The sequence below is a fragment of the Dellaglioa sp. CoH-55-MRSF-7 genome (assembly GCF_056782235.1).
The window spans coordinates 265,544-288,597 of sequence record NZ_JBXAYI010000002.1; the positions used below are offsets into that span (position 1 = coordinate 265,544).

Below are 23,054 nucleotides of genomic sequence, written 5' to 3' on the forward strand. Positions count from 1 at the left end.
AAAAGACTAAGTAACAAATGATTTGCAACTTAATCTTTTATATTTAGCTTTTATAAATTATCTTTAACATCGGTAATTTTGACTTCAAAATTACCATTTGGTGTTTCAATTGTTACTGTTTCATTTAATTTATGGCCAACTAATCCTTTAGCGATTGGTGATTCATTTGAAATTTTACCAGACATTGGGTCAGCTTCTGCCGCACCAACAATCGTGTATGTTTCTTCCTCTTCACCAGGTTCCATAAATGAAACTGTTTTACCAACAGAAACTTCGTCAGCATCTACACCAGCGTTATCAATAATTTCTGCATAATGGAGCATATGTTCAATTGTTTTAACTCGGCCTTCAACAAAACTTTGTTCATCTTTAGCTGATTCATATTCTGAATTTTCTGATAAATCGCCATAACTACGTGCAATCTTAATACGATTAATAATTTCTGCACGCGTTTTTGTTTTTAATGTTTCAAGTTCTTCTTCAAGTTTAACTTTACCGTCTACGGTCATTGGATATACTTTATCTTCTGCCATCACTTACTCCTCTTAAAATTAATAAGTTCAATATGCCTATCAGGTTAACATTTAATTTTGTGATTGTAAACCGGTTGCGTGGATTATTGAACATAATCATTATCAGCCTGTGTCATAGGTGAAAATGCTTGGTAATATTCATACGTTTTAGAATATTCTATTTTTTTAGAATTTGAATTGAAAATAAAATAGAAATTACCTTTCTTTCTGTCCAATGGTGTCAAAACAGCCTGGATAGAATCTAAACTAGCATTGTTAAATGGACCAGGTCCATATCCTTTATAAACGTACAAATTATATGGTTTATCCACGTAATAATCAGCTGACGTTAAATCTTTTTGCGGTATATTTAGCGCATAACTAACTGATATTTTTGATTGTAACGTTATTTCTGATGCAATTCGATTGAAATAAACACCGGCAATTTTTTGACGATCTTTATGGTTTTCCGTCTCTTTTTCAACTAATGAAGCGAGAGAAATGACCTCTTGTACTGTTAATTTTTGTTTTTTTATTGTTGCATAATAAGGCGATAATTCATCATTTGCTTTAACAATCATTTGCTCAACAAGATTTTTTAACGTTGTTTTTTTATAAACAGTATACGTAGCTGGGAACAAATAACCTTCTAAAGGATATCTCACGTTTTTAGATGCCATAGTGGTATCTAAAAGATCTGGATATTTTTTATCTAAGTAATCCAAAAAAGTTTTATTTTTCATTAATTTAATAAAATCATTATATGAAAAATTTGTTTCTTTTGAAATGGATTTACCGATTTGGTTAATTGTTGTTCCCTCACCAACTAATACTTTCGCTAATTTATTTTGTATAGGCTCACTACTTCCACCTTGTTGAAGTGTCCAAGCAATTTTATCCAAACTCATAGATGCCTTAAGTTGATAGTAGCCGCCCTTAAATTGTGACACCTTTTTTTGCTTGACATAGTACGTATACACCGTACCACTTTTAATAATTTTATTTTTTTCTAAAATTGTTCCAATTTGTTTTGTACTTGATCCAATTGGAATATAAACTTGTTCAATTTTATTATTATTTTTATCTAGTGGATCTAAAGATGCCTTGATATATCTATAGGTCATAAACAATATTGTCAGTAGTAATATACATAATAATGCAATGACCCCTGCAATAATTTTCTTAGCCTGGTTTTTATTATTCTCTGGCGGTAATTCTGGAGATGTATCATCTTTTTTCATTGTTTAACCTCCTCACGCTTAATAATAAGTATTATTAAGCTGCGTCCTAAATTATCGAATATCAGCCCTAAGCGTCTCTTTTAAAGCTTCGATAACACGGTTAAAATCATTTGTGACATCTTCTTCAACCAAAGTTTTTGTAATATCTTGATAAGTTAACGTATAAGCAAGGGATTTCATGCCATTTTCAATATGAGATCCTTGATAAAGATCAAATAAATGAACATCAATTAAAGACTTTCCACCTTGTTTTTTAATTAACGCTTCAATCTCACTGTTAGCTATATCATTAGCAACTAGGAGGGCCACATCACGAGTAACTGATGGGAATTTAGAAATAGGCGCAAATAATCGGTCTGCTTTTTTCGCATCAACTAATTTTTGAAGATCTAATTCGAAAACGTATGTTTCCTTTAAATTAAATTCTTTAGCTGAATTAGGATGTACTTGGCCGACAAAACCAATTAATTCATCTTTTAAATAGATATCAGCTGTTCGTCCTGGATGCATATCTTCATGACTTTCAGAAGATACATAAGTAACATCATCAACTAATTCTAATTGTGTTAATAATTGTTCAACAACACCTTTAATCATGAAGAAATCAACAGGTTGTTTTTCATTTTGCCAATTTGCAAGTTTAAATAATCCTGTCATTGCACCTGCAATATGTTCAATTTCAGTAGGTCGCTCTTCGCCCTCACTGCGGAAAAAGACTCTTCCTTGTTCATAGAAAGCAAGATTGTCAGATTTTCGTGCTTCATTGTACGCTAAATCATCTAATAACCCGCTGATTAAGTTCATTCTTGTTGTTGTTCGTTCTGAGCTCATTGGGAACATTAAATTTGTCGTAAAAACATCTTTTTCTTCAAAAATAAATTTACCAGCTTTTTCTTCCGTTGTTAATCCATAACTAATAACTTCAGATAACCCAGCTGATTCCAAAATATGACGCGCCTGTTTAATCATTTTTTGTTTATAAGTATATTTACCAGGAGTCATTTTGCCAGTTGGTAGTGTAGAAGGAATATTATCGTATCCATAAATACGCGCGATTTCTTCTACTAAATCTGCTTCAATACTAATATCCCAACGTCTTGCAGGAACTTCAACATTTAAAGTACCATCGCGATTTACAACCGTAAATCCTAATTGTTTAAATAATTTAGTGATTTCAGATTCTGATAATTCAGTCCCAAGTACACCATTAATATGTGCCACCGTTGTATCAACAAAAGTTGACTCTGCTTCTAGCTTACTTGCACTTGCCGTACCCGACACAACTGTTCCATCACCTAAATTAGCGATTAACTCTGCTGCTGCATCAAGTGCTTCTTGTACTGTTTCAACGTTAATACCACGTTCAAATCGCATTGAGGCTTCACTATGAATACCATGTGTGCGTGCTGTTTTTCTAACCATTGAATTGTTAAATACTGCAGATTCAATCGCAACTGTCACAGTTTCGTCGGTTATTTGTGTTGATTCGCCACCCATTGTCCCAGCAATAGCAATCGGTGTTTTACCATTTGTAATCACAATATCTTTTTCTTTTAATTCACGTTCTTCGCTATCTAGTGTTGTAATCTTTTCGCCAGCAATAGCTGTTCTTACTAAAATATCTTTACTTCCCAATTTATTATAATCAAAGGCATGTAATGGTTGACCATAATCCATCAATATATAATTGGTCACATCAACGACATTATTAATAGGTCTAACGCCTGCGTTCCAAAGACGAATTTGTAACCACATTGGACTTGCTTTAATTGTTAAATCTTTAATCACGCGCATCGAATATGTGGGTGCTAACGTTTTATCAGGCAACGATAAAGAAATGTAATCTTCAATTTTTTCAGTAGATGTTTCTTTCAATTCTGGATGCTTAAATGTTGCCGGAACATCATAGTCAGCAGATAGTTCATGTGCTACCCCACGCATACTTAACATATCAGCACGATTTGGTGTCACATCAATATCAATAATGTCATCATTCATACCTAAGTAATCAAAGACTGATTCACCAGGAATTGCATTTTCTGGCATTACGTAGATACCTTCTACAAATTCTTTAGGCACGACACTATCTGAAAATCCAATTTCTTGTAATGCACAAATCATACCTTCAGAAGCTTGTCCGCGCATTTTACCACGTTTGATTTTAACATTATCAGCAATTCTAGAATTGGGTAATGCAACAATAACTTTTTGCCCTGCGGCAATATTAGGTGCGCCACAAACGATTTGACTAAGAGATCCTTCACCAACATCAACTTGGCAGATATTTAAATGATCAGAGTCTGGATGTGGTACCAAACTATCAACATATCCAACAACAATTTTTTTAAGTCCTTCAGAAGGACGTTCAACGCTATCAATTTCAACGGCTGTACGAGCTATTTTTTCAGCAATAATTTCAGGTTCAATTTCTAATGTTAAATATTCATTCAACCAATTTTTAGATACTTTCATTATCTCTAACCTCTTTTCGTAAATTGTGACAGGAATCGATTATCGTTTAAATAAAAATGACGAATATCGTCGATACTATATTTAAGCATCGCAAAACGATCTGGTCCTAAACCAAAGGCAAAACCACCGTATACTTCAGGGTCGACACCGGCCATTCTTAATACATTAGGATGTACCATTCCAGCGCCTAAAACTTCTAACCAGCCTGTGTATTTACAGATTGAGCACCCTTTACCCGCACATTTAAAACAGGTCACATCGACTTCAACTGACGGTTCCGTAAATGGGAAGTAACTTGGTCGTAACCGAATTTCTTGTTCTTCTCCAAAAATTGTTTTAGCAATCAGTTCAATCGTTCCCTTTAAGTCTGCCATCGTAATATGTTTGTCGATTACTAACCCTTCGAACTGGTGAAATTGATGTGAATGCGTTGCATCATCTGTATCACGTCGATAAACTTTACCAGGTGAAACCATTTTTAATGGTCCTTTTGAAAAATCATGTGTTTCCATTGTCCTTGCTTGAACGGGTGATGTTTGTGTTCTCATTAATAATTCTTTTGTAATATAAAATGTATCTTGCATATCACGAGCGGGATGATCCGCAGGTAAGTTCAACATTTCAAAATTGTAATGGTCTTCTTCTATTTCTGGACCTGAAACAACTTGATACCCCATACCCAAAAAGAGCTCTTCCAATTCTTCAATCACTTGCATAATAACATGTGGCTGCCCTAATTGAATTTGGGCACCTGGTAGCGTTACATCGATTTTTTCTTTTTCCAACTTTTTAGCAGTCATTTTAATTTCAAGTTCTTCATTTTTCACACGAATAGCTTCAGCTAACTCATTTTTAATGGTATTAGAAAAGCTACCAATTTTAGGTCGTTCTTCGGCTGATAATTCCTTCATACCTCTTAAAACTTCTGTGATTGGTCCTTTTTTTCCAAGTAAATTAACACGAATAGCATTAATTTGTTTTAGATCCTCTGATTCACGAATTTGTTTCAAGCCTTTTTCTTGTAACTCAAGTAATTTCTCTTTTAAATCCATTAATATCGACTCCTTTATTAGTTGTTTTGATAGATTTTAGACACAAAAAGACCCCGTCCTAAAAAGGGACGAGGTCTCGCGGTACCACCCTTGTTTTTGAGAATACAAATTCCCAAACACTCAAAATGATAACGGCCATTAACCGGTTAATTGCATGATTTAAGTTAGCCTACATTAATTAACAGCTCTAGAAGTGAATTCAATATTTTATTTATTGGTTAGTTTCAGTCTAGCTAACCATCCCTTTAAATCCAAGAAAAATATCTACTATTTTCTGTCTAAGCCTTTATTCTATATTCATAGTTTAAAGGTATCAAAGCCTATCGTCAAGTCTTACTCGCAATCTTTAAGTGTATACCACTTTTCTGACCATGTATGGACGCTATCCATCATATTTTTCATGTCTTTTCCTTGTTCAGTAAGCTCATAAAAACTACGACTAGTTTCACCGATGGCGACTCTTGAGATAATATTAGTATCTTCAAGTTCTTTTAAACGTTCAACTAATACACGGTCACTGCATTTATCAACCTTTTGAGCTAATTCTTTAAATCGTTGAGGTCCTTCATCCAATAAAACGTTAATAATTAAACCGTTCCATTTTTTACCTAATATTGAAAAAGTTTTTTCAAATTTAGGACACATTTCATAATTTGTTTTTTCTTGAACAACTTGCATAATTAACCCCTCCTCAGTTACTTTATTACTATATTTTATCATTAACTAACAAAAAGTAAACAAATTGGTTCGTTTTCGAAAAAACAAAAAGGATAAGCCTGTAGGCCTATCCTTTTTAAAACTATTTTAAAATTGCAATTAATTGCTGAAAGCTATGTTTTGATTTATTTTTTAACGGTGATGAAACTTCACTTGTTGCTTCATATTTATCAACCATGGTTACAATATATCCCTCTGGATATTTAGGTGGTGCAACAGTAGCACCCCACATATGTTTCATGATGATATCTTTTTCTAAATCAGATAATGTCGTTAACTTCTCTGCATTTCTAATAGCGATACGCGGATGAATCCAAGCATGTGTACCGCGATCGAATTTAGTTGTACGCCAATCGTAGTAAAATAAATCATGTAATAATCCGGCCCTTGCCGTTGCTTTTGCATTTAAATGTAATCTTTTAGCGATACGATAACTGTCATAGGAAACTGAGATTGAATGTTCTAATCGAGTAGAAAAATGATGTTGTGTATATTCACTTAATCTTTGAACTTCTGGTTTTGCCAAAAGGTCTCCAACATAACTCATATATAATTCATCATCAAGATACGAATCTTTTTTCATATACTAGTACGCCCCCAAAATATTTTTTCCTATCTCCATCATAACTGATTGAGCACCTATTGCAAGCGCAATCAGTTATCTTTAGTAAATCGTAATAATTTCACCAAATATCATAATTAAGCTTTAAGATGAAACATTAGTACACCTGCAGCAATAGCGACATTTAACGATTCAGCACGACCTTTAATTGGAATATATAAATTAGCATCCGTTTCATTTAACAGGTCATTACGCATCCCGTTACCTTCATTTCCCATAATTAAACCAAAATTATCTGTAGCAGAAATCTCACGATAACTAAGTGCATCTTCATTTAATTCAGAACCATAAATAGCAATATTATTTTCTTTGAATAAGGTAGTAACTTCCATTAAATCGGCATCCACTAATTGAACATGAAATTGGCTTCCCTGCATCGAACGTAAAACTTTAGGATGATGACTATCTGCACTACCCTCACCAAAAATGACACCTGTTAAACCGGCAGCATCGGCAGTTCTAACCATTGTTCCAATATTTCCTGGATCTTGAACACCATCTAGCATTAACCAGCCACCAGTTAAATGGTCAACTGATAATTGTTGATTTTCTTCCATCTCAGTTACCGCGTAAATACCTTGTGGCGTACTCGTGTCAGCAAGATATAAACTAACTTCAGATGAGATTTCTACTTGCTCAATTGTCGTATCGGCTATTTCATCAAAATATCTAAAATCATTAGTAACAAGCAAATATTCAATTTTTGTGTTTGCCATGAGTGCTTCTTTAACTAAATGCCAGCCTTCTAAAAGGTATTTATTTTCCTTTTTACGACCTTTTTTAGTTTGTAATTTTTTCCAGTATTTAATCTTAGCATTCTGTGTTGAATTAATTTTTTCCATAAATGTACCCCTCTTACTATTGGAAATAATTATAGCATATTTAAAATAGCATTAGTTGGTCATTATCATCTTTTCCAGTTATAATGAAAGCAATAAATGCCTATATCTACTTTATAATATGGAGGGATTACATTATGAGTGCTATTCAAATAACTGTTTTTGGTCGCGTGCAGGGTGTTGGCTTCAGATATACGACGAAGAGATTAGCCGATGATCTAGGCATCTACGGGTCAGTACAAAATAATTTTGATGACAGCGTCACAATTAAAGCAAGTAGTTCAGATAATACCCAATTAGAAAAATTTATTCAAAAAGTTAAAAATTCACCTACACCAGCCGGTAAGGTGACTGATTATAAAGAAACCTCCTTAACTAATTATATGCCGACTGCCTTTACCGTTATTTACTAATTACGATTTATTTATAGCCCATTGAAATCCCCCTATATTTAAAGTATAGTAATCGATATAGTCACTTTAAGAGGGGAAAATATATTAATGAAAAAGATTAAACGTTTAACAATGCTCCCAATATTCATGGCGCTTGTCCTGTTCCTATCGGGATGCGTCCGCAGAGACAAGAATGGTAATCCTTTTGGGATGGTTTACGACTATTTAGCAAAACCAACTCAGGGATTGCTTGACTGGTTATCCGCTCATCTAGGTAACAACTACGGTCTAGCAATTATCGTTATCTCAATCGTCATTCGCTTGGCACTTATGCCAATGATGATTAATCAATCGAAAAAAGCGACCGTTCAACAAGAAAAAATGGGTTCGATTCAACCACAATTAAAAGTCATTCAAGAACGACAAAAAAATGCTAAAAGTTCAGAAGAAAAAGCAGCTATCAGTCAAGAAATGATGGCACTTTATAAAGATAACAACGTCAGCATGACTGGCGGAATTGGCTGCCTACCATTATTAGTTCAAATGCCAATTTTTGCTGCGCTATACGCTGCAATCTTATATTCTTCAGAATTAAAGGATGCTGTCTTCTTTAGCATTAAATTAGGTACACCATCAATTATCTTTACTGTGCTATGTTTCATTGTGTATTTGGGTCAAGGATTCATTTCAACAATTGGCATTCCGCCAGAACAAAAGAAAACAATGCAAACAATGTTAATTGCTAGTCCAGTTATGATGGTCTTTGTTACAATGAGTGCGCCAGCAGGTATTGGTCTCTACTTCTTCATCGGTGGCCTCTTCGCTTGTGTTCAAACATTTATAATTATGTTAATGCGTCCTAAGATTCGTCGCGAAATTCAAGCTGAACTTGCTAAGAACCCACCAATTGTTAGAGAACGTTCAACAATTGATGCTGTTGAAGAAACAGTGGAACAAACAATTGATAATGTTGAAGATAATCTTTCAAATGTAGCAAAAAATAATCGTAATCGTAATGCTGGTAAACAAAACCGCAAATAAAGATTAACCATTAAAAAAAGCTTACCATTCTTAGAATTGCTCTAAGAATGGTAAGCTTTTTTTATTATACTGTCTAAATTTTTGTATTGCATTTCAACACTAGTCTCTTCTTATCTTTTCGGTTGGTTTAGTAGTAGCTAGAGGCAACGAAATTCTGAATATTGAACCACGCTTCTCAACACTTTCTACCACTAATGTTCCTTTATAACCCATAATGAGTTTTTGTGCGATTGATAATCCAAGACCATTACCGCCTTTATCACGACTTCTAGCTTTATCAACGCGATAGAAGCGATTAAAAACATTTTTTAAGTCATCTTTAGAAATTCCTTCACCAAAATCTTGAATAGCAATTTGAACCATTTTCATATCTTTTGATGCTGAAATATGAATTTCTTTTCTTGTTTCTGAATATTTAACGGCATTATCCATTAGAATAATTAAAACTTGTTCTAAGTGATTATGCGATATTTTTACCAAACTTTCTCCATTAAAATCTTCATCTAAAATAAACGTAAAATCGGGATGTATCATTTTAAAATCATTGAAAATTTGTAAAACAACTAATCGGACATCAACTAACTCATTTTTAAATGTCATCTCTACTTGTTCAGCTCTTGATAAATCAAGCATTTCTTGAACTAAACTCTTCATACGATTAATTTCTTGCAAAGATGCTTCAATCGACTCCGCTAGAACTGCCGGATCATCTTTACCCCACCTGTTCAATAATTCCATATGACCTTGAATTATTGCTACAGGGGTTCTTAACTCATGTGAGACATCTTCAACAAATTGTTGCTGTTGATCAACGTAGCGCTCCATCCTATCTAGCATACTATTGAACAAGTCCGCCAAATCAGATAACTCATCATTTCTATGCATATCTGGGACACGTACATGTCCAATTGGTGTTTCGCCTTCATTAATAATATCAATAGTTTCGTTCACTACTTCAATCGGTCTCAGTAACCAAGATGCCAGGATATACCCTAATATAGCACTACCAAAGGTTGCCGTAATAATTAAAACAATAAAAATTAGAATTAATTTATTACTAATTTTATGGTAATTTTCTAAAGCATTAGTTACTTGTGCATACCCGATTTTTTTGCCAGTTTTAGATGAATAAATAGCTCTTCTAGCAACATATCCATTTGCGCCATCAATTGTTTGGCTAGTAAACGTCATTTTATTTTTTTTAACAAATGGTACGTTTAAATTTCTTGAAGCAAAAACTTCTTGTTGCTTCAAATTATAAACACCTACTGCAATATTTTCTCTTGATAAATTAACAATTACTGCATTTGAGTACAAGTTATTTTCGTCTTTATCTGGTCGAGAATCTGCATTTATCGGTTTTAAATGTTGTGCAGTACTTGAAATTGTTAAGTCTTGATTCTCACGACTTAACTGTTGCGTCACCGTTCTTAAAGTATCTTGTACATCTTTTTTTTCTTTATCTAATAAAACGCCACTAAAACTCTGAAAAATAAGCGCAGAAAAAACGGCAAATATAAGTAAAACACCTATTGCCGTTCCTAATGCCCATTTCCATTTAAGTGACATACGTCTTACTTCTTTTGGATGCTGGGTTATTTTTTTTCTCATGATCTCATTACGTACCCTGTTCCTCTGACCGTTTGAATATAACTTTCTTCACCGCTACGATCTATTTTATTTCGTAAGTAACGAATATAAACATCCACAACGTTTGTTTCAACTTCTGATTCATATCCCCAAACTTTAGCTAATAAAACATCTCTAGCTAAAACAACATTAACACTTTCCATTAAAGCTAAAAGTAGTTCATATTCACGTTTGGTTAGCTCAATAACTTCTTCATCACGACGAACAACACGATTTTCTTTTTCAATTGTTAAATCACGGTAAGTGACAGTTGTCTGTTTTGCAACATTTTGTTCACCCTCTATATCAATACGACGTAACAATGCACGTAAACGCGCCAATAATTCTTCGATTGCAAATGGTTTAACAATATAATCATCTGCTCCATGGTCTAAGCCAGATACGCGGTCAATAACTGAATCACGAGCCGTCATCATAATGATTGGTGTATTTTTAACTTGTCGTACACGGCGACAAACCTCAAGACCATTTAATTCAGGTAACATTAAATCAAGTAGAATTGAATCCCAATCTTCATTTAAAGCAGCTTCTAGACCCGTTCGCCCATCAAAATGAACCTCAGTTTCAAATCCTTCATGTTGTAATTCTAATTCAACAAAGCGCGCTAAATTTTTTTCATCTTCAATTATTAGAATACGACTCATATTTTCATGATCTCCTGTTAGTTTTATTTTATTTTCTCATCCATATACACACAATTTTTAACCGATATCTTACTTTTCTTATTCTACCATTAAATGATATTCTTGCATACACTTTGCACTGCTCAACTCATATAGGTATTCAAGCACTTTTTAACCGTTTTTTTAATATATTATTAACTAAAAGAGTAATAAAATTAATATAACAAACCGTTAACTTTAAAAAATATATCATTAACGCTTTATTAAAATGAAAACTAAAAATTGGAATTAGTTATTCGATACCAGCAGCTTTAATCAGTAAAACCGATAATTCAATTATAAATTTTGCCATTTCAATTTCTTTTACAACGTTAACACGGATTTCTCCATTCAGCATACTCAAAATAACTTCTTCAAAAACCTTATATGAAAAGGTTTTATTCTCTGACAAAATAATTCCACCAAACCACATTATATTTTCTAAGTGTGCCGTTAAGTTAGGATATTAGAATATCGAAATTATACCTTAGCGTCTTAAAAAATAGTTACGGATTATCTTATTCCATACTACCTCATTGGTTAACTATTAAAGTTTTTTCCTTTATTTCAACTAAGAACACAATAAAACCCCTTAAGTTAGATTTTTCTCCAACTTAGGGGGTTCCACTTCAAATAGATAAAATTATCCCAAATGCTTCTTTTCCGTTATATACTTATACTTATATTTTATTTACCATTGGCAAAATAACTTTACTTCAGGTAATTTATGACAATAATTCCATGAACCGTTCAACTCTTTCTGGATCATTATGATCAAAGAAGGCAGATTCTTGTTTGTCTAAGGCAGTAATAGTTGCCATGTCTTCCACTGTTAATTCAAAATCAAATATGTCGATATTTTCTGCCATTCGTTCCGGTCTCACAGATTTAGCAAGTGCTACAATACCACGTTGCATTAACCATTTTAGAATAACTTGTCCAACTGATTTACCGTATTGTTTACCAATTTTTGACAATGTTTCATTTTTAAATAAGTCTAACCGGCCTTCAGCAAAAGGTGCCCATGCTTCCATTTGAATGCTTAATTTTTCATGATAGGCTTCATCCGTTAAACGTTGATTCCATGGGTTCACTTCTATTTGGTTAACTTGAACTTTAGCCACACCATTCATATGAGAGAATTCTATTAATTTTCCGATATCAAAGTTAGACACCCCAATAGCACGTATTTTCCCAGCAGATTGTGCGGTAGCTAAAGCGCGCCAAGCACCATATACATCACCGTATGGTTGGTGAATCAAGAATAAGTCTAGATAATCTAACTGCATTCTTTCTAGTGATTCATCAATTGCCTTCATCGCCTTTTCTTCACCAACATGTTGGATAAATAATTTGGTTGTGACAAACAACTCTTCTCGTGTCACTAATCCTTCAGTGATCGCTCTTTGGATAGCTTCCCCAGTTTCAACTTCGTTTCCATAGGCAATCGCTGTATCTAGTAATCGATATCCTACTTTAATCGCTTGATAAACTGCCTCTGCAGTTTCTTCTAAAGGAATTTGATACACGCCAAAACCTAGTTGTGGCATTTTCACTCCATTATTTAATGTAACTGTATTCATTTAAATCGCTCCCTTTTTATTTAATATACTAAGTTAAACACTTGGAGTGCACTCAGAGTCAAGGATTATGCTATATTATTTTAATATTTGTTTATTTTTCAGCTTTAGGCTACTATTACTATAAGTATTTTAGATTACATATAAGGAGAAAAAGCGATGACACCTATTATCACACTTTGCACAATTAATGACTTAGAAATATTACAAAAGATTAGCATTGAAACTTTTACTGATACTTTCGCTGCAGATAACGATCCAAAAGATTTACAAGATTTTTTGGATACCGCTTATTCTTTACCACAATTAACGAGTGAATTAAATGATCCAAATGCATTCTTTTACTTCGTACATGTTAATGATGAGTTAACTGGATATTTAAAATTAAATATTAACGACGCACAAACTGAAGATGACTTTCCGAACGGCTTAGAAATCCAACGAATTTACATTCGCAAAAATCACAAAAAAATGGGATTAGGTCAACTTCTATTTGAAAAATCTAAAGAGGTTGCCAAAGAATTTAAAAAAGATCAACTTTGGTTGGGAGTTTGGGAACATAATAAACCTGCCCTCTCCTTTTATGAAAAACAAGGCTTAACAAAACATAGCCAACATGATTTTGTTTTAGGCGATGCTATCCAAACCGATTTTATTTTAGTTCTAAACAGTAGTGACTCCAAAAATTAGCCTTTTTATAGAGTGGGAAAATCCACTCTATTTTTATACAAATAATTCTTTATATTTTCGGGATTCAATAGATTTTTTCAGCCTAATTTTTCTTTCATATCCATAAACTAACGTCTTAACGTTAATCCCAATGTGACATATTCATAACGTTCATCTAATAATTATTTTCATATACTATTATAAAGTTTAATAGTAAAATTGTATTGATATAGAGTATGTCCATCATAATCTAATTACGCAATATTTCACTAAAAATATTATTTCTGGAGGATTTTCCACATGAGTATCTTTTTCGCTCTCTTATTTATTACTACTTTTATCACATTTTTGGTATATGTTATTAAATTTATTATCGCAAAAATTAACAAAAAGGATACTAATCATGCAAGAAAATTAATATTATTTAGTTTCCTAATCTCATTTATTTTACTCGTTCTAATTGGTATCACTGCACCTTCTTCAAGTAGAAATGCTAGTGTCAAAGAATCTAGTTCCGCCCAATCAAGCTTTCTGTCTTAAAAAGATTACCAACATAACTTTTATTACTGAGACAATTTTTATTGCTTATTTTACATTACAAAAATCTTTGGAGGAACACGTATTATGAACGTTTTATTTGCACTTATTTTTTTTATTTCAATATATTTTATTATTTACTACACAGTTAAAAGATTTATGACAAAAACTAAAAATCCAAATATATACACTAAAATCAAGAAACGGGTTTGGTACCCTACTGCTGTACTGATCATTTCACTTGTAGGCATTGGGATGACTAGTCAGGCCGAACCAACTAAAAAACAATCGCCCCTTACTACCGTAACAAAAGTTGGCTCTGCCGATAAGAAAAAGGCAGAGTCAAAATATGAATCTATAAAAAAAGAAGTTTCTTCAAAAGAATCTGAAGCTGAATCATTGAGTAAAAAATTAAATGAGAAAGAATCTAAAGCCACTTCTGAAAAAGAAAGTGAATCTAAAGCTAAATCTAAATCTGAAAGTTCTCAAAGACTAGCTGCAAAAAAAGAACAAGAACATTTTAACAGCGTTCAAAAAGAAAATAATTCTACATCTACGGATTCATCTAACGCAGATTCTGTTACTACTGGCGGAGGATCCATCATCGGTAATACTAATTCTAAAATTTACCATACTCCCGGTCAAACTGGTTATAAAATGAGTAAATCAAATGCGATTACTTTCCAAACAGAACAAGCCGCTCAAGATGCTGGATATAGAAAGGCGAAAAAATAATGAAATCAACTAATCATTTATTAATACGTGTTCTAATTTTATCATTCACTTTTATTGGTATCAGTAACACGACTACCGTTTTAGCAAAATCTGATTCACATGTTACTTACGACTATACTGCCAAAAAGCAAGCAGAAGAAATTAATAATAAAGTTGATAAAGAACAAGTGAAATTAGACAAACTTAACAAAGAAATCAAAGAATTAAAAAATAAGTTAGCTAAATATGATAGTAAAGATTCTTCAAAAAAAGAAACAACTAAAAAATCTAAGACACTTGATTTATCATCTCTAAACTATAGTGATAAATCTGAAATAGAAGTTAATAATAATATTCCTACTTTCAGCGAAAGCACCCTATCTACTAGTAAAGGTACTTGGGAAGCGTACAGCAACCTAGATTCTCTGAATCGTGCTGGAACCGCCAATGCAATGTTAAGTAAATCTTTAATGCCTACCGCGAAACGCGAAGGGTTAACTTGGAACCCTACTGGCTGGAAAAATAAACGTATTAGTAACGGATGGTTATATAATCGTAGCCATTTAATTGGTTATCAATTATCAGGTCAGAACAATAATCCAAAGAATTTAATTACGGGTACTCGTGAACTGAATGCACCTGAAATGCTTGCCCATGAAATGGATATAGCTACTTACCTTAAAGAACATCCTAATAACTATATTAGATACCGCGTTACTCCAATATTCAGAGGAGATGAACTTCTTGCTCGTGGCGTACAAATGGAAGCTCAATCTATTGGTAGCTCCTCAATTAAATTCAATACTTACATTTTTAATGTAGAGGCCGGTGTTACTCTTAATTATAGGGATGGTACTAGTACACTAAATTAAACAAATAGATAACGGGCGTATAGATACTTCGAGTGGGTTCAATTCCCACTGCTCGCTTTTTACTATAAAAATATTTGGAGGAATTTGTGTTATGAATAAAAAAATAACAATAGTCGGGATTACTGCCATCACACTACTTTCACTAACTGCATGTGGGAATAGCAAGAATACAAGTAAGGATTCTTCATCTTCTGAGGCTGCATCATCTAGTATTATAAAAGCTAAAAAGGAATCAAGTAAGAAAGAGTCCATAAAAAAAGCAACTTCCGAAAGTAAAGCATCATCAGAATCATCTGCTCAAGCATCTAGCATCTCAGCTGCAAGTTCTTCAATTACCGCAGCTGAAAGTTCTATTGCCGCAAGCTCTTCTAGTATTGAGGCTGAGAAAAATAACGTTACTACCACTGAAAAATCTACAAGTTCATCTACATCAACTAAGATGACGCAATCAAAAGCTGAATCACTTGCTTTAAGCTATTTTAAATCATTCAATAATGAGACAAGCGACTGGGAACCAAAAGTTAAATCAAGCGATACTTTAGATAAAGGTAATAAATATATTGTATCCGTCTTCGATACTGAAACACACATGGTAGAATTTGACGTCAATAAATCTACTGGAAAAGTCACTTCTCCAAATTTAGGATATCAACGTTAATTTTTAAAGAGTGATAACAATTTTGTGTTTGTTAATTTTACATGGAGTCGGTACCTCCTTTAACAGCATTGAAGATCTACTTGGTCATTCCAATGTAAGGATTACCCAAATCTATATAACAGTAACTTCAAAACTATTACAATATTTAGATACTTAACTCAAACGTAACCAAAAGCGTAACCAAAAGAAAAAAAGGCCTATCTAACAACTTTTAAATCGTTGTTAGATAGCCTTTTTTAGTATATTTATTAACTTTTTTTATTGTTCAGTATACCAAGTATAGTGGAATGAACCTGGTTTATCAGTACGTTCATACGTATGAGCACCAAAGTAATCACGTTGTGCTTGAATTAAATTAGCAGGTAAAACTTCTGAACGGTATTGATCGTAATACGTAATTGCTGCACTGAATCCAGGAACTGGAATACCAGCTTTAACAGCAATACCAACGATATCTCGAACTGATTCTTGATATTTTTTAACAATATCTTTGAAGTAACCATCTAATAAGATGTTATTTAAATCAGCTTTTTCGTCAAATGCGTCAGTAATATTTTGTAAGAAACGGGCACGAATGATACATCCAGCACGCCAAATCTTAGCCATATCACCAAAGTTTAAATCCCATTCATAATGTTCTGAGGCAACACGTAATTGTTCAAATCCTTGTGCATAACTCATGATTTTACTAAAGTATAATGCTTCACGAATTTTTTCAATTAATTCTTTTTTATCTAATTCACCTAATTTAACTTCTGGTTTAGGTAAAACTTTACTTGCTTCAACACGTTCTTCTTTCATTGCTGAAATGTAACGTGCATAAACAGATTCAGAAATAACTGACTGAGGAACACCTAATTCAAGTGCACTCTGTGATGACCACTTACCAGTACCTTTATTTCCAGCACGATCGAGGATAACATCAACAATAGGTTTACCAGTGCCTAAATCATCTTTACGTGTTAAGATATCAGCAGTAATTTCGATCAAGTAACTATCCAATTCACCTTTGTTCCAGTCAGAGAAGATATCAGCGATTTCATCAACTGAGAGGCCTAATAAATCTCTTAACAAATGATATGATTCAGAAATTAATTCCATATCACCATATTCAATTCCATTATGAACCATCTTAACATAATGACCAGCACCGTTAGGACCGATATAAGTCACACATGGTGTCCCATCGCTAGCTTTAGCAGACATTTCCTCAAGAATTGGTGCAACAAGGTCATATGCCTCTTTTTGGCCACCTGGCATCATTGATGGTCCTTCAAGTGCACCAATTTCGCCACCTGAAACGCCCATTCCAATAAAGTTAATTCCAGAATTATCTAATTCTGCATTACGGCGTACTGTATCTTCAAAGTAAGTATTACCACCATCAATTAAAACATCACCTTTATCTAAGAATGGTAATAGTTCTGCAATAACAGCATCAGTTGGTTTGCCAGCTTTTACCATGATAATAATTCTTCTAGGTTTTTCTAATGAATCTGCAAAATCCTTAATTGAGTAGCTGGGTACTAATTTTTTTTCTGAGTGGTCTTTCATAACTTGCTCAGTTTTAGCTCCCGTTCTATTATAAATAGCTACCGTACGGCCACGACTCTCAGCATTCAATGCGAGATTTTTACCCATAACAGCCATTCCAATAACACCAATTTGTGCTTTATCCATTATAATACCTCCTACATTTCTTTAATTTTTTGTGAATCAAAAACCATGTAATCTAAGAAAGTATCAGCTACCGACTTTGTCAATAAACCCATTTAACTTTCAACGTCAATTATACACTAGACATCAAAAATTCCTATCTATTTTACCTTTTTTTGTTATACTGATTTCAGGAGGTCTTTCAAATATGAAATTAGTTGAAGTACAAGAATTATATTATGCCATCGATACTTTTTTATACAGTCGCGCAAAAGCAGAATTTTCTAACAATATCCCTACTTTTGACTTAGTTGTCCAAGTTAACGACAAATTATTAACGGCCGATTTTTTAGATTTAAAAGATAGTCGAATTCAAATTTATAGTACCACAAGTCAGCACACTATCGCATCTCAGTCAATTCCTTACGAAAATGACAGTAGTAATGCTTTCATCAGTCCGATAAGAAAAACAATCTTTAAAAATTATCGTTCCGAATTTTCAGGCTGGTCTAATCTTAGTAACAAACCAGAGTTATTACTTCTAGATTTGATAGATTTAATTAAATCTATCAAATCGCCCACTTTTAAGGCTGTTAAAACACCGGCTAAAAATGTAACTTATATTGAAAGCCATGCCAAATTACCTTTTCAATTTTTTGATCCAGAGACAGACTTCAAAATTATAAGTTTGAAAATTAGTGAAAAAAAATAAGATTCAATTGAATCTTATTTTTTTTGTACAGAAAAAGCCTTAACACCATGGTTGTTAAGGCTTTTTACTTAATGTAGATTTAGTTGTTTACTTTTACGACTTCTTTTCCGTCATAAAAACCACAGCTAGGACATACATAATGTGATTTTCTTAATTCGCCACAGTTAGGGCAAGCGCTCATACCTGGGACAGTTAACTTGTAATGCGTACGACGCATTCTCTTACGTGTTTTTGATGTTTTACGTGCTGGTACTGCCATTATCAAACACCTCCTTTAAAATTATCCAAAACTTTTAATAAAAGTATTGTTATGTTTATTCCTCTTCAGAACCATCATTATCAAAAAAATTTTGTAATGAGGCAAATCGAGGATCAACTTTTTCTTTTCTAACCTGTACGAGTTTATCTTCAGTAAGAACTTCCCAGTCGTCTCCGGTTGGTAAATCTTCTGCTTTTCTCTCATCATCAGTCAGTATCTGCATCGGAATCTGTAATAACACATTATCCTCTATCACAGAATTCAAATTGAGCATATCTTCTTCCAAAATAATTACAACATCATTTTTATCAAACCGTTCAAGTGCTTTATCGCGATAGCCTACATAAAATTCATCAACTGAAAAATTTAATGGGACATCGACACTCTTTAATGATCGTGTTGATGGCATTTCAACTGTTAAACTAACGTTAAAATGACCAATGACATCTTGATGATCTGCTGACAGAATGCCCGTAACATGGACTTCTGAAACAGCTGTAATTGTTTTGTTGCGCAGCATTAATCCTTCGGAAAGGTTTAACATTTCGTCAACTTGAAGTGGTTCATCACTTTGTTTTTTTAACTCAACTAAGGACCATTTCATGCAAATATGCCTCCTAATGCAACGCTTATGATTATACCTGTGATTAAAAACATTGTCAATGGTATATCCTTGACAGTATGTTAATTAATTTGTTTAGGTCTTCTAAAAAGATCCGATTTTTTATGACTAACTAGCCCATAAATAATTCCTGCTCGATAATCTAATTGGTAAAGTCCCTCTTTATCCTTTTTACTAATTTTTGTTATTATAGGATATGGCACTTCCTTTTTTAAATGATTAAGCAGCGTTTGACCTTTTTTTGAGAACCCTAAGACATGATAATAAGGCTGCTTATATTGTTTGTCAATTTCATTTTGCTTTATTTGTAACAAAATATAAGTTGCTAGTCTTGAGATTTTTGTATAAGTTACTCGTTTCGACTTAACGGCTTGGACCCAATCATCAAAATTAGCCTCGTCAGGCAACTTTTCGTACTGCTGCAACAAACGATACTCAATACCCTCAGACATGCCATAAATCGACGATAATTGACCTGGTGTTGATAGACTCAACTGATATCGAAGATATGGCCAAAAATCTGTCCAATCGGCCCATCTTTCATTTTCTGAATCAAGTCGAGTTTGATTAGGAACAACTTCTACAATCGATTCTTGATGTTGAACTGCTAATCTAATTGCTGTTGCACTTGTAATTTTTTGAGTATCAACAAATTTTGTTTCATGGTAATCAGCCTCTATACGTTGAATCGGACATAACTGGATTTCGGCTTTTTCGGCTATGCAGGCTTCAGCATAAGCTAAACCTAACAAATCATTAGGCCGATTAATTTGAACACCTGTTTTTTCAAAAACAGCTCGTTGATATTGTGTGGCATACGTTTCATTAAACTGATTAAACTCACTATCTAACGTTTGAATTTCAGTTGCGATAGTCATAAAATCCAAATCAGGATGTTCAGCACCAAAAACAAGTCTGGTTATCTTTAATCCGGCCAATAATTTAATGGCACCTTGAGCAAACAAATCAGCCGGTTGAACAGAAAATGCAACGGGTAACTCAACTATTAAATCAACACCAGATTGCAATGCTTGCTCCGTACGGCTCTCTTTATCAAGTGCAGCTGGAATACCTCTCTGTAAGAATTGTCCGCTCATAAGGGCAATAATCGTCGTATCAGGATACTTTTCTTTTATTTGATTAATCTGATACAAATGTCCGTTATGAAACGGATTATATTCAACAATAACCCCAGTCGTGTCCAAGTAACTCACTCCTATTTATCGCAGACAAAAAATAGTCTTGTTGTTTTATCATCAACTTGACTTGTGCCAAAATCAGCCGAAATTTTAATATTCTTAAATCCAGCATTTTTTAACAATTCAGTATACGTATTAACTGAATATGTTCGTTCATGATGGTCCTCAGTTAGACGTTCAAATTGACAGTTAGTATCATTTTTGACAAAAAAAGTTAATTCATGAACGACACTGTGTGGCTCTTCATCTTTAAATGTTGACCACAAAAAAGCTTGATCATCATCCTGATAGTTGTACATATAACCTGGATAAATCTCATCCGTTTGATAGGTTGAGATAACATCAAAAATGAATCGACCATTTTCTTGTAGTAATCCATGAATTGATTTAAAAACGTTTCCTACAGCATCAGCGTCAGGTAAATAACAAAATGAGTCAGCAAAACAAGTTACCGCATCAAATTGTGGTAACTCTGCCTCTTCCAAATTCATCATATCACCTTGTACTAAAGGCAAGGATACATTCGCATCCTGTGCGTGTTGGTCAGCAATTGATAACATTTCTTCAGATAAATCTAAACCAACGACTGAATAACCAGATTGCGTTAAAGCAATTGCTAATTGACCTGCACCACAAGCTAATTCAAGAATTTCAGTTTTCTTATCAGGAACTTGTGTTTCGACAAATGTTTGCCAAGAATCATATAAATCAGGATCCATTAATTGATCATACAATTTTGAAAAGGTGGTATAAATCATTATTCTTCAATCCATGCTGATAAATCTACAGATGCGCCTTCAGACCAGAATTTTTCAAGATCATAAAATTCACGTGATTCAGTTTTAAATACATGCACAATTAAATCTCCAAAATCTAATAAAACCCAACTAGTTGAATTACGTCCTTCAATACGACGGACTTCAACACCTGCTAGTTCTTCTTGATCTTGAATTTCTTTGACGATAGCCTTAACTTGGTGAGCTGAGTCAGCTTGTGTCACCATGAAATAATCAGCTAATAGACTAATTTCATGGACATCAATAGCCACCGTCTTTTCGCCACGTTTACTGTCAGCAGCCTTAACTGCGATTTCTAATTTTTCTATACTATTCATTATTACTCCTCTATTCTGCGACCCATTTATTAAAGGTCAAAATTGTTTTAGGATACACTCTTTTATTGGTATTAATTAAATAACTTAGTGTATGTTTTGTTTCAAATCCAACAGCTGCATCCAAACTTTCAAATGCTTTTTTTCGTGCTTCAAGAACGCCAGAGAACGTCCTACCTTCTTCGATGAAATCAGCGACGTAGACAATTTTATCCAACAAATCCATCTCAACATCGCCTGTCGTATGCTTCACAATTGATGTTAAAATTTTATCATCTGTAATACCTAATTCATCATGTATCAACTCTGCGCCAACAATTCCATGCCAGATAGCATTCCCCCAATTTAATAAATCAGGATCCATATGTTTTTGCTTAATTGTTCTGATAAAGGTGTCATCTGTCCGCTCCTTGGCATAATCATGAATAAGTCCAGCAATACTTGCTCTTTCAATATCACCATTATTATTTTGAGCAAGTTCAATTGCAGATTTTTCAACATTTAACACATGCTGAAATCTTTTTTCACTCAAAGTTTCCTTCAAAATCTGTACTAATTCTTCTCTAGTTCCACTAAAAAGATTATTAGAATAAACTAAATTATTCACGATACAACCCTTCTTTCTCAATATAATTTGAGACTGCCTTAGGTACTAAATAATTAATTGAACAGCCTTTTTTTATCTTATCTCGAATTTGTGTTGAACTAATATCAATTGTTGGTACATCAACCCAAAGTATAGGATACTGACTTGTTTGTTCAAATCCCGTTCGTTTAACTCCAACAAAATGTACTAATTTTACTAATTCATCAATACGAGACCATTTCGGTAAATAATCTACCATATCGCCGCCAATAATAAAATAGTAATCATTTTCCGGATGAGCTGCTTTTAAAGCAACCACAGTGTCATAGGTGTAGCTAATACCACCGCGATTAATTTCAGTATCTTCCAGCTTAAACTTATCGTTATCCGCGATACTTTGATTAACCATATCAAGGCGATACTTTGCATCAATTGCTTCCTTTTTATCCACATGTGGTGGTGTTGCATCCGGCATAAATCGAACTTCACTTAATCCTAATTGCTGACAAACTTGATCAGCAATTATTAAATGACCTAAGTGAGGCGGATTAAACGTACCCCCGAGAATTCCAACACGCTTTTTCGTATTATCAAGAATGGGTTTAGTCTTAAATTTCGTAACTAAATTAATTTCTTTTAATTTTTGGACTTGAATAGTCAAGCTAAAAACCTCCTCAAA

General features: G+C 33.5%; 26 protein-coding genes and 1 other annotated feature. Of the genes, 7 read left to right on the top strand and 19 right to left on the bottom strand.

The annotated features are described in order from the left end of the window. Window positions 1–50 precede the first annotated feature (50 nt). From greA to AC1RPU_RS03160, 7 genes are all read right to left on the bottom strand, one after another. Window positions 51–533 (bottom strand): transcription elongation factor GreA, encoded by a 483-nt coding sequence (greA, locus tag AC1RPU_RS03130; RefSeq protein ID WP_481761223.1) that lies wholly within the window; start codon window positions 531–533, stop codon window positions 51–53. A gap of 83 nt (window positions 534–616) precedes the next feature. Beyond that, a complete protein-coding gene (mltG, locus tag AC1RPU_RS03135; protein WP_481761222.1) occupies window positions 617–1,753 on the bottom strand; it encodes an endolytic transglycosylase MltG in 1,137 nt (378 codons plus the stop codon). Between the two features lie 51 nt (window positions 1,754–1,804). Next, a complete protein-coding gene (gene pheT / locus AC1RPU_RS03140; protein ID WP_481761221.1) occupies window positions 1,805–4,225 on the bottom strand; it encodes a phenylalanine--tRNA ligase subunit beta in 2,421 nt (806 codons plus the stop codon). 5 nt (window positions 4,226–4,230) lie between these two features. Beyond that, complete coding sequence (gene pheS, locus AC1RPU_RS03145; protein ID WP_409022664.1) at window positions 4,231–5,277, bottom strand: phenylalanine--tRNA ligase subunit alpha; 1,047 nt, start codon at window positions 5,275–5,277, stop codon at window positions 4,231–4,233. A gap of 61 nt (window positions 5,278–5,338) precedes the next feature. Next, window positions 5,339–5,567 (bottom strand) — a binding site (T-box leader). A gap of 43 nt (window positions 5,568–5,610) precedes the next feature. Beyond that, window positions 5,611–5,955: a winged helix-turn-helix transcriptional regulator gene (locus AC1RPU_RS03150; protein WP_481761220.1), complete on the bottom strand. Its 345-nt coding sequence runs from the start codon at window positions 5,953–5,955 to the stop codon at window positions 5,611–5,613. Between the two features lie 121 nt (window positions 5,956–6,076). Further along, the gene (locus AC1RPU_RS03155) at window positions 6,077–6,577 is read right to left on the bottom strand and encodes an HD domain-containing protein (RefSeq protein WP_409022666.1); all 501 of its coding nucleotides are present in this window, start codon (window positions 6,575–6,577) and stop codon (window positions 6,077–6,079) included. A gap of 116 nt (window positions 6,578–6,693) precedes the next feature. After that, window positions 6,694–7,458: a TrmH family RNA methyltransferase gene (locus tag AC1RPU_RS03160; RefSeq protein ID WP_481761219.1), complete on the bottom strand. Its 765-nt coding sequence runs from the start codon at window positions 7,456–7,458 to the stop codon at window positions 6,694–6,696. Window positions 7,459–7,592: 134 nt separating this feature from the next. Between AC1RPU_RS03160 and AC1RPU_RS03165 the strand changes: the two genes are divergently transcribed. Both AC1RPU_RS03165 and yidC read left to right on the top strand, forming a co-directional pair. Continuing rightward, window positions 7,593–7,868 carry an acylphosphatase gene (locus AC1RPU_RS03165; RefSeq protein ID WP_481761218.1) on the top strand — a complete coding sequence of 92 codons (276 nt, stop codon included), beginning with the start codon at window positions 7,593–7,595 and terminating at the stop codon, window positions 7,866–7,868. 87 nt (window positions 7,869–7,955) lie between these two features. After that, entirely contained in the window at window positions 7,956–8,888 is a 933-nt protein-coding gene (yidC, locus tag AC1RPU_RS03170) for a membrane protein insertase YidC (RefSeq protein WP_409022669.1), read from the top strand. Window positions 8,889–8,987: 99 nt separating this feature from the next. On the opposite strand, the gene AC1RPU_RS03175 is transcribed toward yidC, so the two are convergent. The 4 genes from AC1RPU_RS03175 to AC1RPU_RS03190 all read right to left on the bottom strand — a co-directional run bounded on the left by AC1RPU_RS03175 (window position 8,988) and on the right by AC1RPU_RS03190 (window position 12,783). Beyond that, window positions 8,988–10,457 carry a HAMP domain-containing sensor histidine kinase gene (locus AC1RPU_RS03175; protein WP_481761217.1) on the bottom strand — a complete coding sequence of 490 codons (1,470 nt, stop codon included), beginning with the start codon at window positions 10,455–10,457 and terminating at the stop codon, window positions 8,988–8,990. Between the two features lie 38 nt (window positions 10,458–10,495). Then, window positions 10,496–11,182, bottom strand: coding sequence for a response regulator transcription factor (locus AC1RPU_RS03180; RefSeq protein WP_409022671.1), 687 nt, complete (start codon window positions 11,180–11,182; stop codon window positions 10,496–10,498). Between the two features lie 271 nt (window positions 11,183–11,453). After that, window positions 11,454–11,612 (bottom strand): hypothetical protein, encoded by a 159-nt coding sequence (locus AC1RPU_RS03185; protein WP_481761216.1) that lies wholly within the window; start codon window positions 11,610–11,612, stop codon window positions 11,454–11,456. A gap of 313 nt (window positions 11,613–11,925) precedes the next feature. Beyond that, window positions 11,926–12,783 (bottom strand): aldo/keto reductase, encoded by an 858-nt coding sequence (locus AC1RPU_RS03190; protein WP_481761215.1) that lies wholly within the window; start codon window positions 12,781–12,783, stop codon window positions 11,926–11,928. Window positions 12,784–12,939: 156 nt separating this feature from the next. On the opposite strand from AC1RPU_RS03190, the gene AC1RPU_RS03195 reads away from it, so the two are divergent. The 4 genes from AC1RPU_RS03195 (at window position 12,940) to AC1RPU_RS03210 (ending at window position 16,230) form a co-directional block, all read left to right on the top strand. Further along, window positions 12,940–13,470, top strand: a complete 531-nt coding sequence (locus AC1RPU_RS03195; RefSeq protein WP_481761214.1) for a GNAT family N-acetyltransferase — start codon at window positions 12,940–12,942, stop codon at window positions 13,468–13,470. Between the two features lie 603 nt (window positions 13,471–14,073). Continuing rightward, window positions 14,074–14,721, top strand: coding sequence for a sunset domain-containing protein (locus AC1RPU_RS03200; protein ID WP_481761213.1), 648 nt, complete (start codon window positions 14,074–14,076; stop codon window positions 14,719–14,721). Further along, window positions 14,721–15,572, top strand: coding sequence for a DNA/RNA non-specific endonuclease (locus tag AC1RPU_RS03205; protein WP_481761212.1), 852 nt, complete (start codon window positions 14,721–14,723; stop codon window positions 15,570–15,572). Before AC1RPU_RS03200 ends, AC1RPU_RS03205 begins: the two co-directional genes overlap by 1 nt. Before the next feature lie 91 nt (window positions 15,573–15,663). Beyond that, on the top strand, window positions 15,664–16,230 hold the full coding sequence (locus AC1RPU_RS03210) for a hypothetical protein (RefSeq protein WP_481761211.1): 567 nt from the start codon (window positions 15,664–15,666) through the stop codon (window positions 16,228–16,230). A gap of 258 nt (window positions 16,231–16,488) precedes the next feature. Here AC1RPU_RS03210 and gndA read toward each other — a convergent pair whose 3' ends face one another. Then, window positions 16,489–17,910: an NADP-dependent phosphogluconate dehydrogenase gene (gndA, locus tag AC1RPU_RS03215; protein ID WP_481761210.1), complete on the bottom strand. Its 1,422-nt coding sequence runs from the start codon at window positions 17,908–17,910 to the stop codon at window positions 16,489–16,491. Between the two features lie 184 nt (window positions 17,911–18,094). On the opposite strand from gndA, the gene AC1RPU_RS03220 reads away from it, so the two are divergent. Continuing rightward, on the top strand, window positions 18,095–18,598 hold the full coding sequence (locus AC1RPU_RS03220) for a hypothetical protein (RefSeq protein WP_481761209.1): 504 nt from the start codon (window positions 18,095–18,097) through the stop codon (window positions 18,596–18,598). A gap of 79 nt (window positions 18,599–18,677) precedes the next feature. On the opposite strand, the gene rpmF is transcribed toward AC1RPU_RS03220, so the two are convergent. The 7 genes from rpmF to AC1RPU_RS03255 form a co-directional block, all read right to left on the bottom strand. Next, complete coding sequence (rpmF, locus tag AC1RPU_RS03225) at window positions 18,678–18,857, bottom strand: 50S ribosomal protein L32 (RefSeq protein ID WP_057973392.1); 180 nt, start codon at window positions 18,855–18,857, stop codon at window positions 18,678–18,680. A gap of 55 nt (window positions 18,858–18,912) precedes the next feature. Beyond that, window positions 18,913–19,461, bottom strand: a complete 549-nt coding sequence (locus tag AC1RPU_RS03230) for a YceD family protein (RefSeq protein ID WP_409022679.1) — start codon at window positions 19,459–19,461, stop codon at window positions 18,913–18,915. A gap of 80 nt (window positions 19,462–19,541) precedes the next feature. Then, window positions 19,542–20,684, bottom strand: coding sequence for a nucleotidyltransferase (locus tag AC1RPU_RS03235; RefSeq protein WP_481762405.1), 1,143 nt, complete (start codon window positions 20,682–20,684; stop codon window positions 19,542–19,544). Between the two features lie 11 nt (window positions 20,685–20,695). After that, complete coding sequence (locus AC1RPU_RS03240; protein ID WP_481761207.1) at window positions 20,696–21,436, bottom strand: class I SAM-dependent methyltransferase; 741 nt, start codon at window positions 21,434–21,436, stop codon at window positions 20,696–20,698. Beyond that, window positions 21,436–21,792 (bottom strand): ribosome silencing factor, encoded by a 357-nt coding sequence (gene rsfS, locus AC1RPU_RS03245; protein ID WP_481761206.1) that lies wholly within the window; start codon window positions 21,790–21,792, stop codon window positions 21,436–21,438. The genes AC1RPU_RS03240 and rsfS overlap by 1 nt, the downstream gene beginning before the upstream one ends. A gap of 10 nt (window positions 21,793–21,802) precedes the next feature. Then, window positions 21,803–22,396 (bottom strand): bis(5'-nucleosyl)-tetraphosphatase (symmetrical) YqeK, encoded by a 594-nt coding sequence (gene yqeK, locus AC1RPU_RS03250; RefSeq protein ID WP_481761205.1) that lies wholly within the window; start codon window positions 22,394–22,396, stop codon window positions 21,803–21,805. Further along, on the bottom strand, window positions 22,389–23,036 hold the full coding sequence (locus tag AC1RPU_RS03255) for a nicotinate-nucleotide adenylyltransferase (RefSeq protein ID WP_481761204.1): 648 nt from the start codon (window positions 23,034–23,036) through the stop codon (window positions 22,389–22,391). The genes yqeK and AC1RPU_RS03255 overlap by 8 nt, the downstream gene beginning before the upstream one ends. Window positions 23,037–23,054 lie beyond the last annotated feature (18 nt).

Excerpts from the sequence above, each read along its gene's own strand:
- greA (WP_481761223.1), bottom strand. The coding sequence starts at position 533 with ATGGCAGAAGATAAAGTATATCCAATGACCGTAGACGGTAAAGTTAAA.
- mltG (WP_481761222.1), bottom strand. The coding sequence starts at position 1,753 with ATGAAAAAAGATGATACATCTCCAGAATTACCGCCAGAGAATAATAAA.
- pheT (WP_481761221.1), bottom strand. The coding sequence starts at position 4,225 with ATGAAAGTATCTAAAAATTGGTTGAATGAATATTTAACATTAGAAATT.
- pheS (WP_409022664.1), bottom strand. The coding sequence starts at position 5,277 with ATGGATTTAAAAGAGAAATTACTTGAGTTACAAGAAAAAGGCTTGAAA.
- AC1RPU_RS03150 (WP_481761220.1), bottom strand. The coding sequence starts at position 5,955 with ATGCAAGTTGTTCAAGAAAAAACAAATTATGAAATGTGTCCTAAATTT.
- AC1RPU_RS03155 (WP_409022666.1), bottom strand. The coding sequence starts at position 6,577 with ATGAAAAAAGATTCGTATCTTGATGATGAATTATATATGAGTTATGTT.
- AC1RPU_RS03160 (WP_481761219.1), bottom strand. The coding sequence starts at position 7,458 with ATGGAAAAAATTAATTCAACACAGAATGCTAAGATTAAATACTGGAAA.
- AC1RPU_RS03165 (WP_481761218.1), top strand. The coding sequence starts at position 7,593 with ATGAGTGCTATTCAAATAACTGTTTTTGGTCGCGTGCAGGGTGTTGGC.
- yidC (WP_409022669.1), top strand. The coding sequence starts at position 7,956 with ATGAAAAAGATTAAACGTTTAACAATGCTCCCAATATTCATGGCGCTT.
- AC1RPU_RS03175 (WP_481761217.1), bottom strand. The coding sequence starts at position 10,457 with ATGTCACTTAAATGGAAATGGGCATTAGGAACGGCAATAGGTGTTTTA.
- AC1RPU_RS03180 (WP_409022671.1), bottom strand. The coding sequence starts at position 11,182 with ATGAGTCGTATTCTAATAATTGAAGATGAAAAAAATTTAGCGCGCTTT.
- AC1RPU_RS03190 (WP_481761215.1), bottom strand. The coding sequence starts at position 12,783 with ATGAATACAGTTACATTAAATAATGGAGTGAAAATGCCACAACTAGGT.
- AC1RPU_RS03195 (WP_481761214.1), top strand. The coding sequence starts at position 12,940 with ATGACACCTATTATCACACTTTGCACAATTAATGACTTAGAAATATTA.
- AC1RPU_RS03200 (WP_481761213.1), top strand. The coding sequence starts at position 14,074 with ATGAACGTTTTATTTGCACTTATTTTTTTTATTTCAATATATTTTATT.
- AC1RPU_RS03205 (WP_481761212.1), top strand. The coding sequence starts at position 14,721 with ATGAAATCAACTAATCATTTATTAATACGTGTTCTAATTTTATCATTC.
- AC1RPU_RS03210 (WP_481761211.1), top strand. The coding sequence starts at position 15,664 with ATGAATAAAAAAATAACAATAGTCGGGATTACTGCCATCACACTACTT.
- gndA (WP_481761210.1), bottom strand. The coding sequence starts at position 17,910 with ATGGATAAAGCACAAATTGGTGTTATTGGAATGGCTGTTATGGGTAAA.
- AC1RPU_RS03220 (WP_481761209.1), top strand. The coding sequence starts at position 18,095 with ATGAAATTAGTTGAAGTACAAGAATTATATTATGCCATCGATACTTTT.
- rpmF (WP_057973392.1), bottom strand. The coding sequence starts at position 18,857 with ATGGCAGTACCAGCACGTAAAACATCAAAAACACGTAAGAGAATGCGT.
- AC1RPU_RS03230 (WP_409022679.1), bottom strand. The coding sequence starts at position 19,461 with ATGAAATGGTCCTTAGTTGAGTTAAAAAAACAAAGTGATGAACCACTT.
- AC1RPU_RS03240 (WP_481761207.1), bottom strand. The coding sequence starts at position 21,436 with ATGATTTATACCACCTTTTCAAAATTGTATGATCAATTAATGGATCCT.
- rsfS (WP_481761206.1), bottom strand. The coding sequence starts at position 21,792 with ATGAATAGTATAGAAAAATTAGAAATCGCAGTTAAGGCTGCTGACAGT.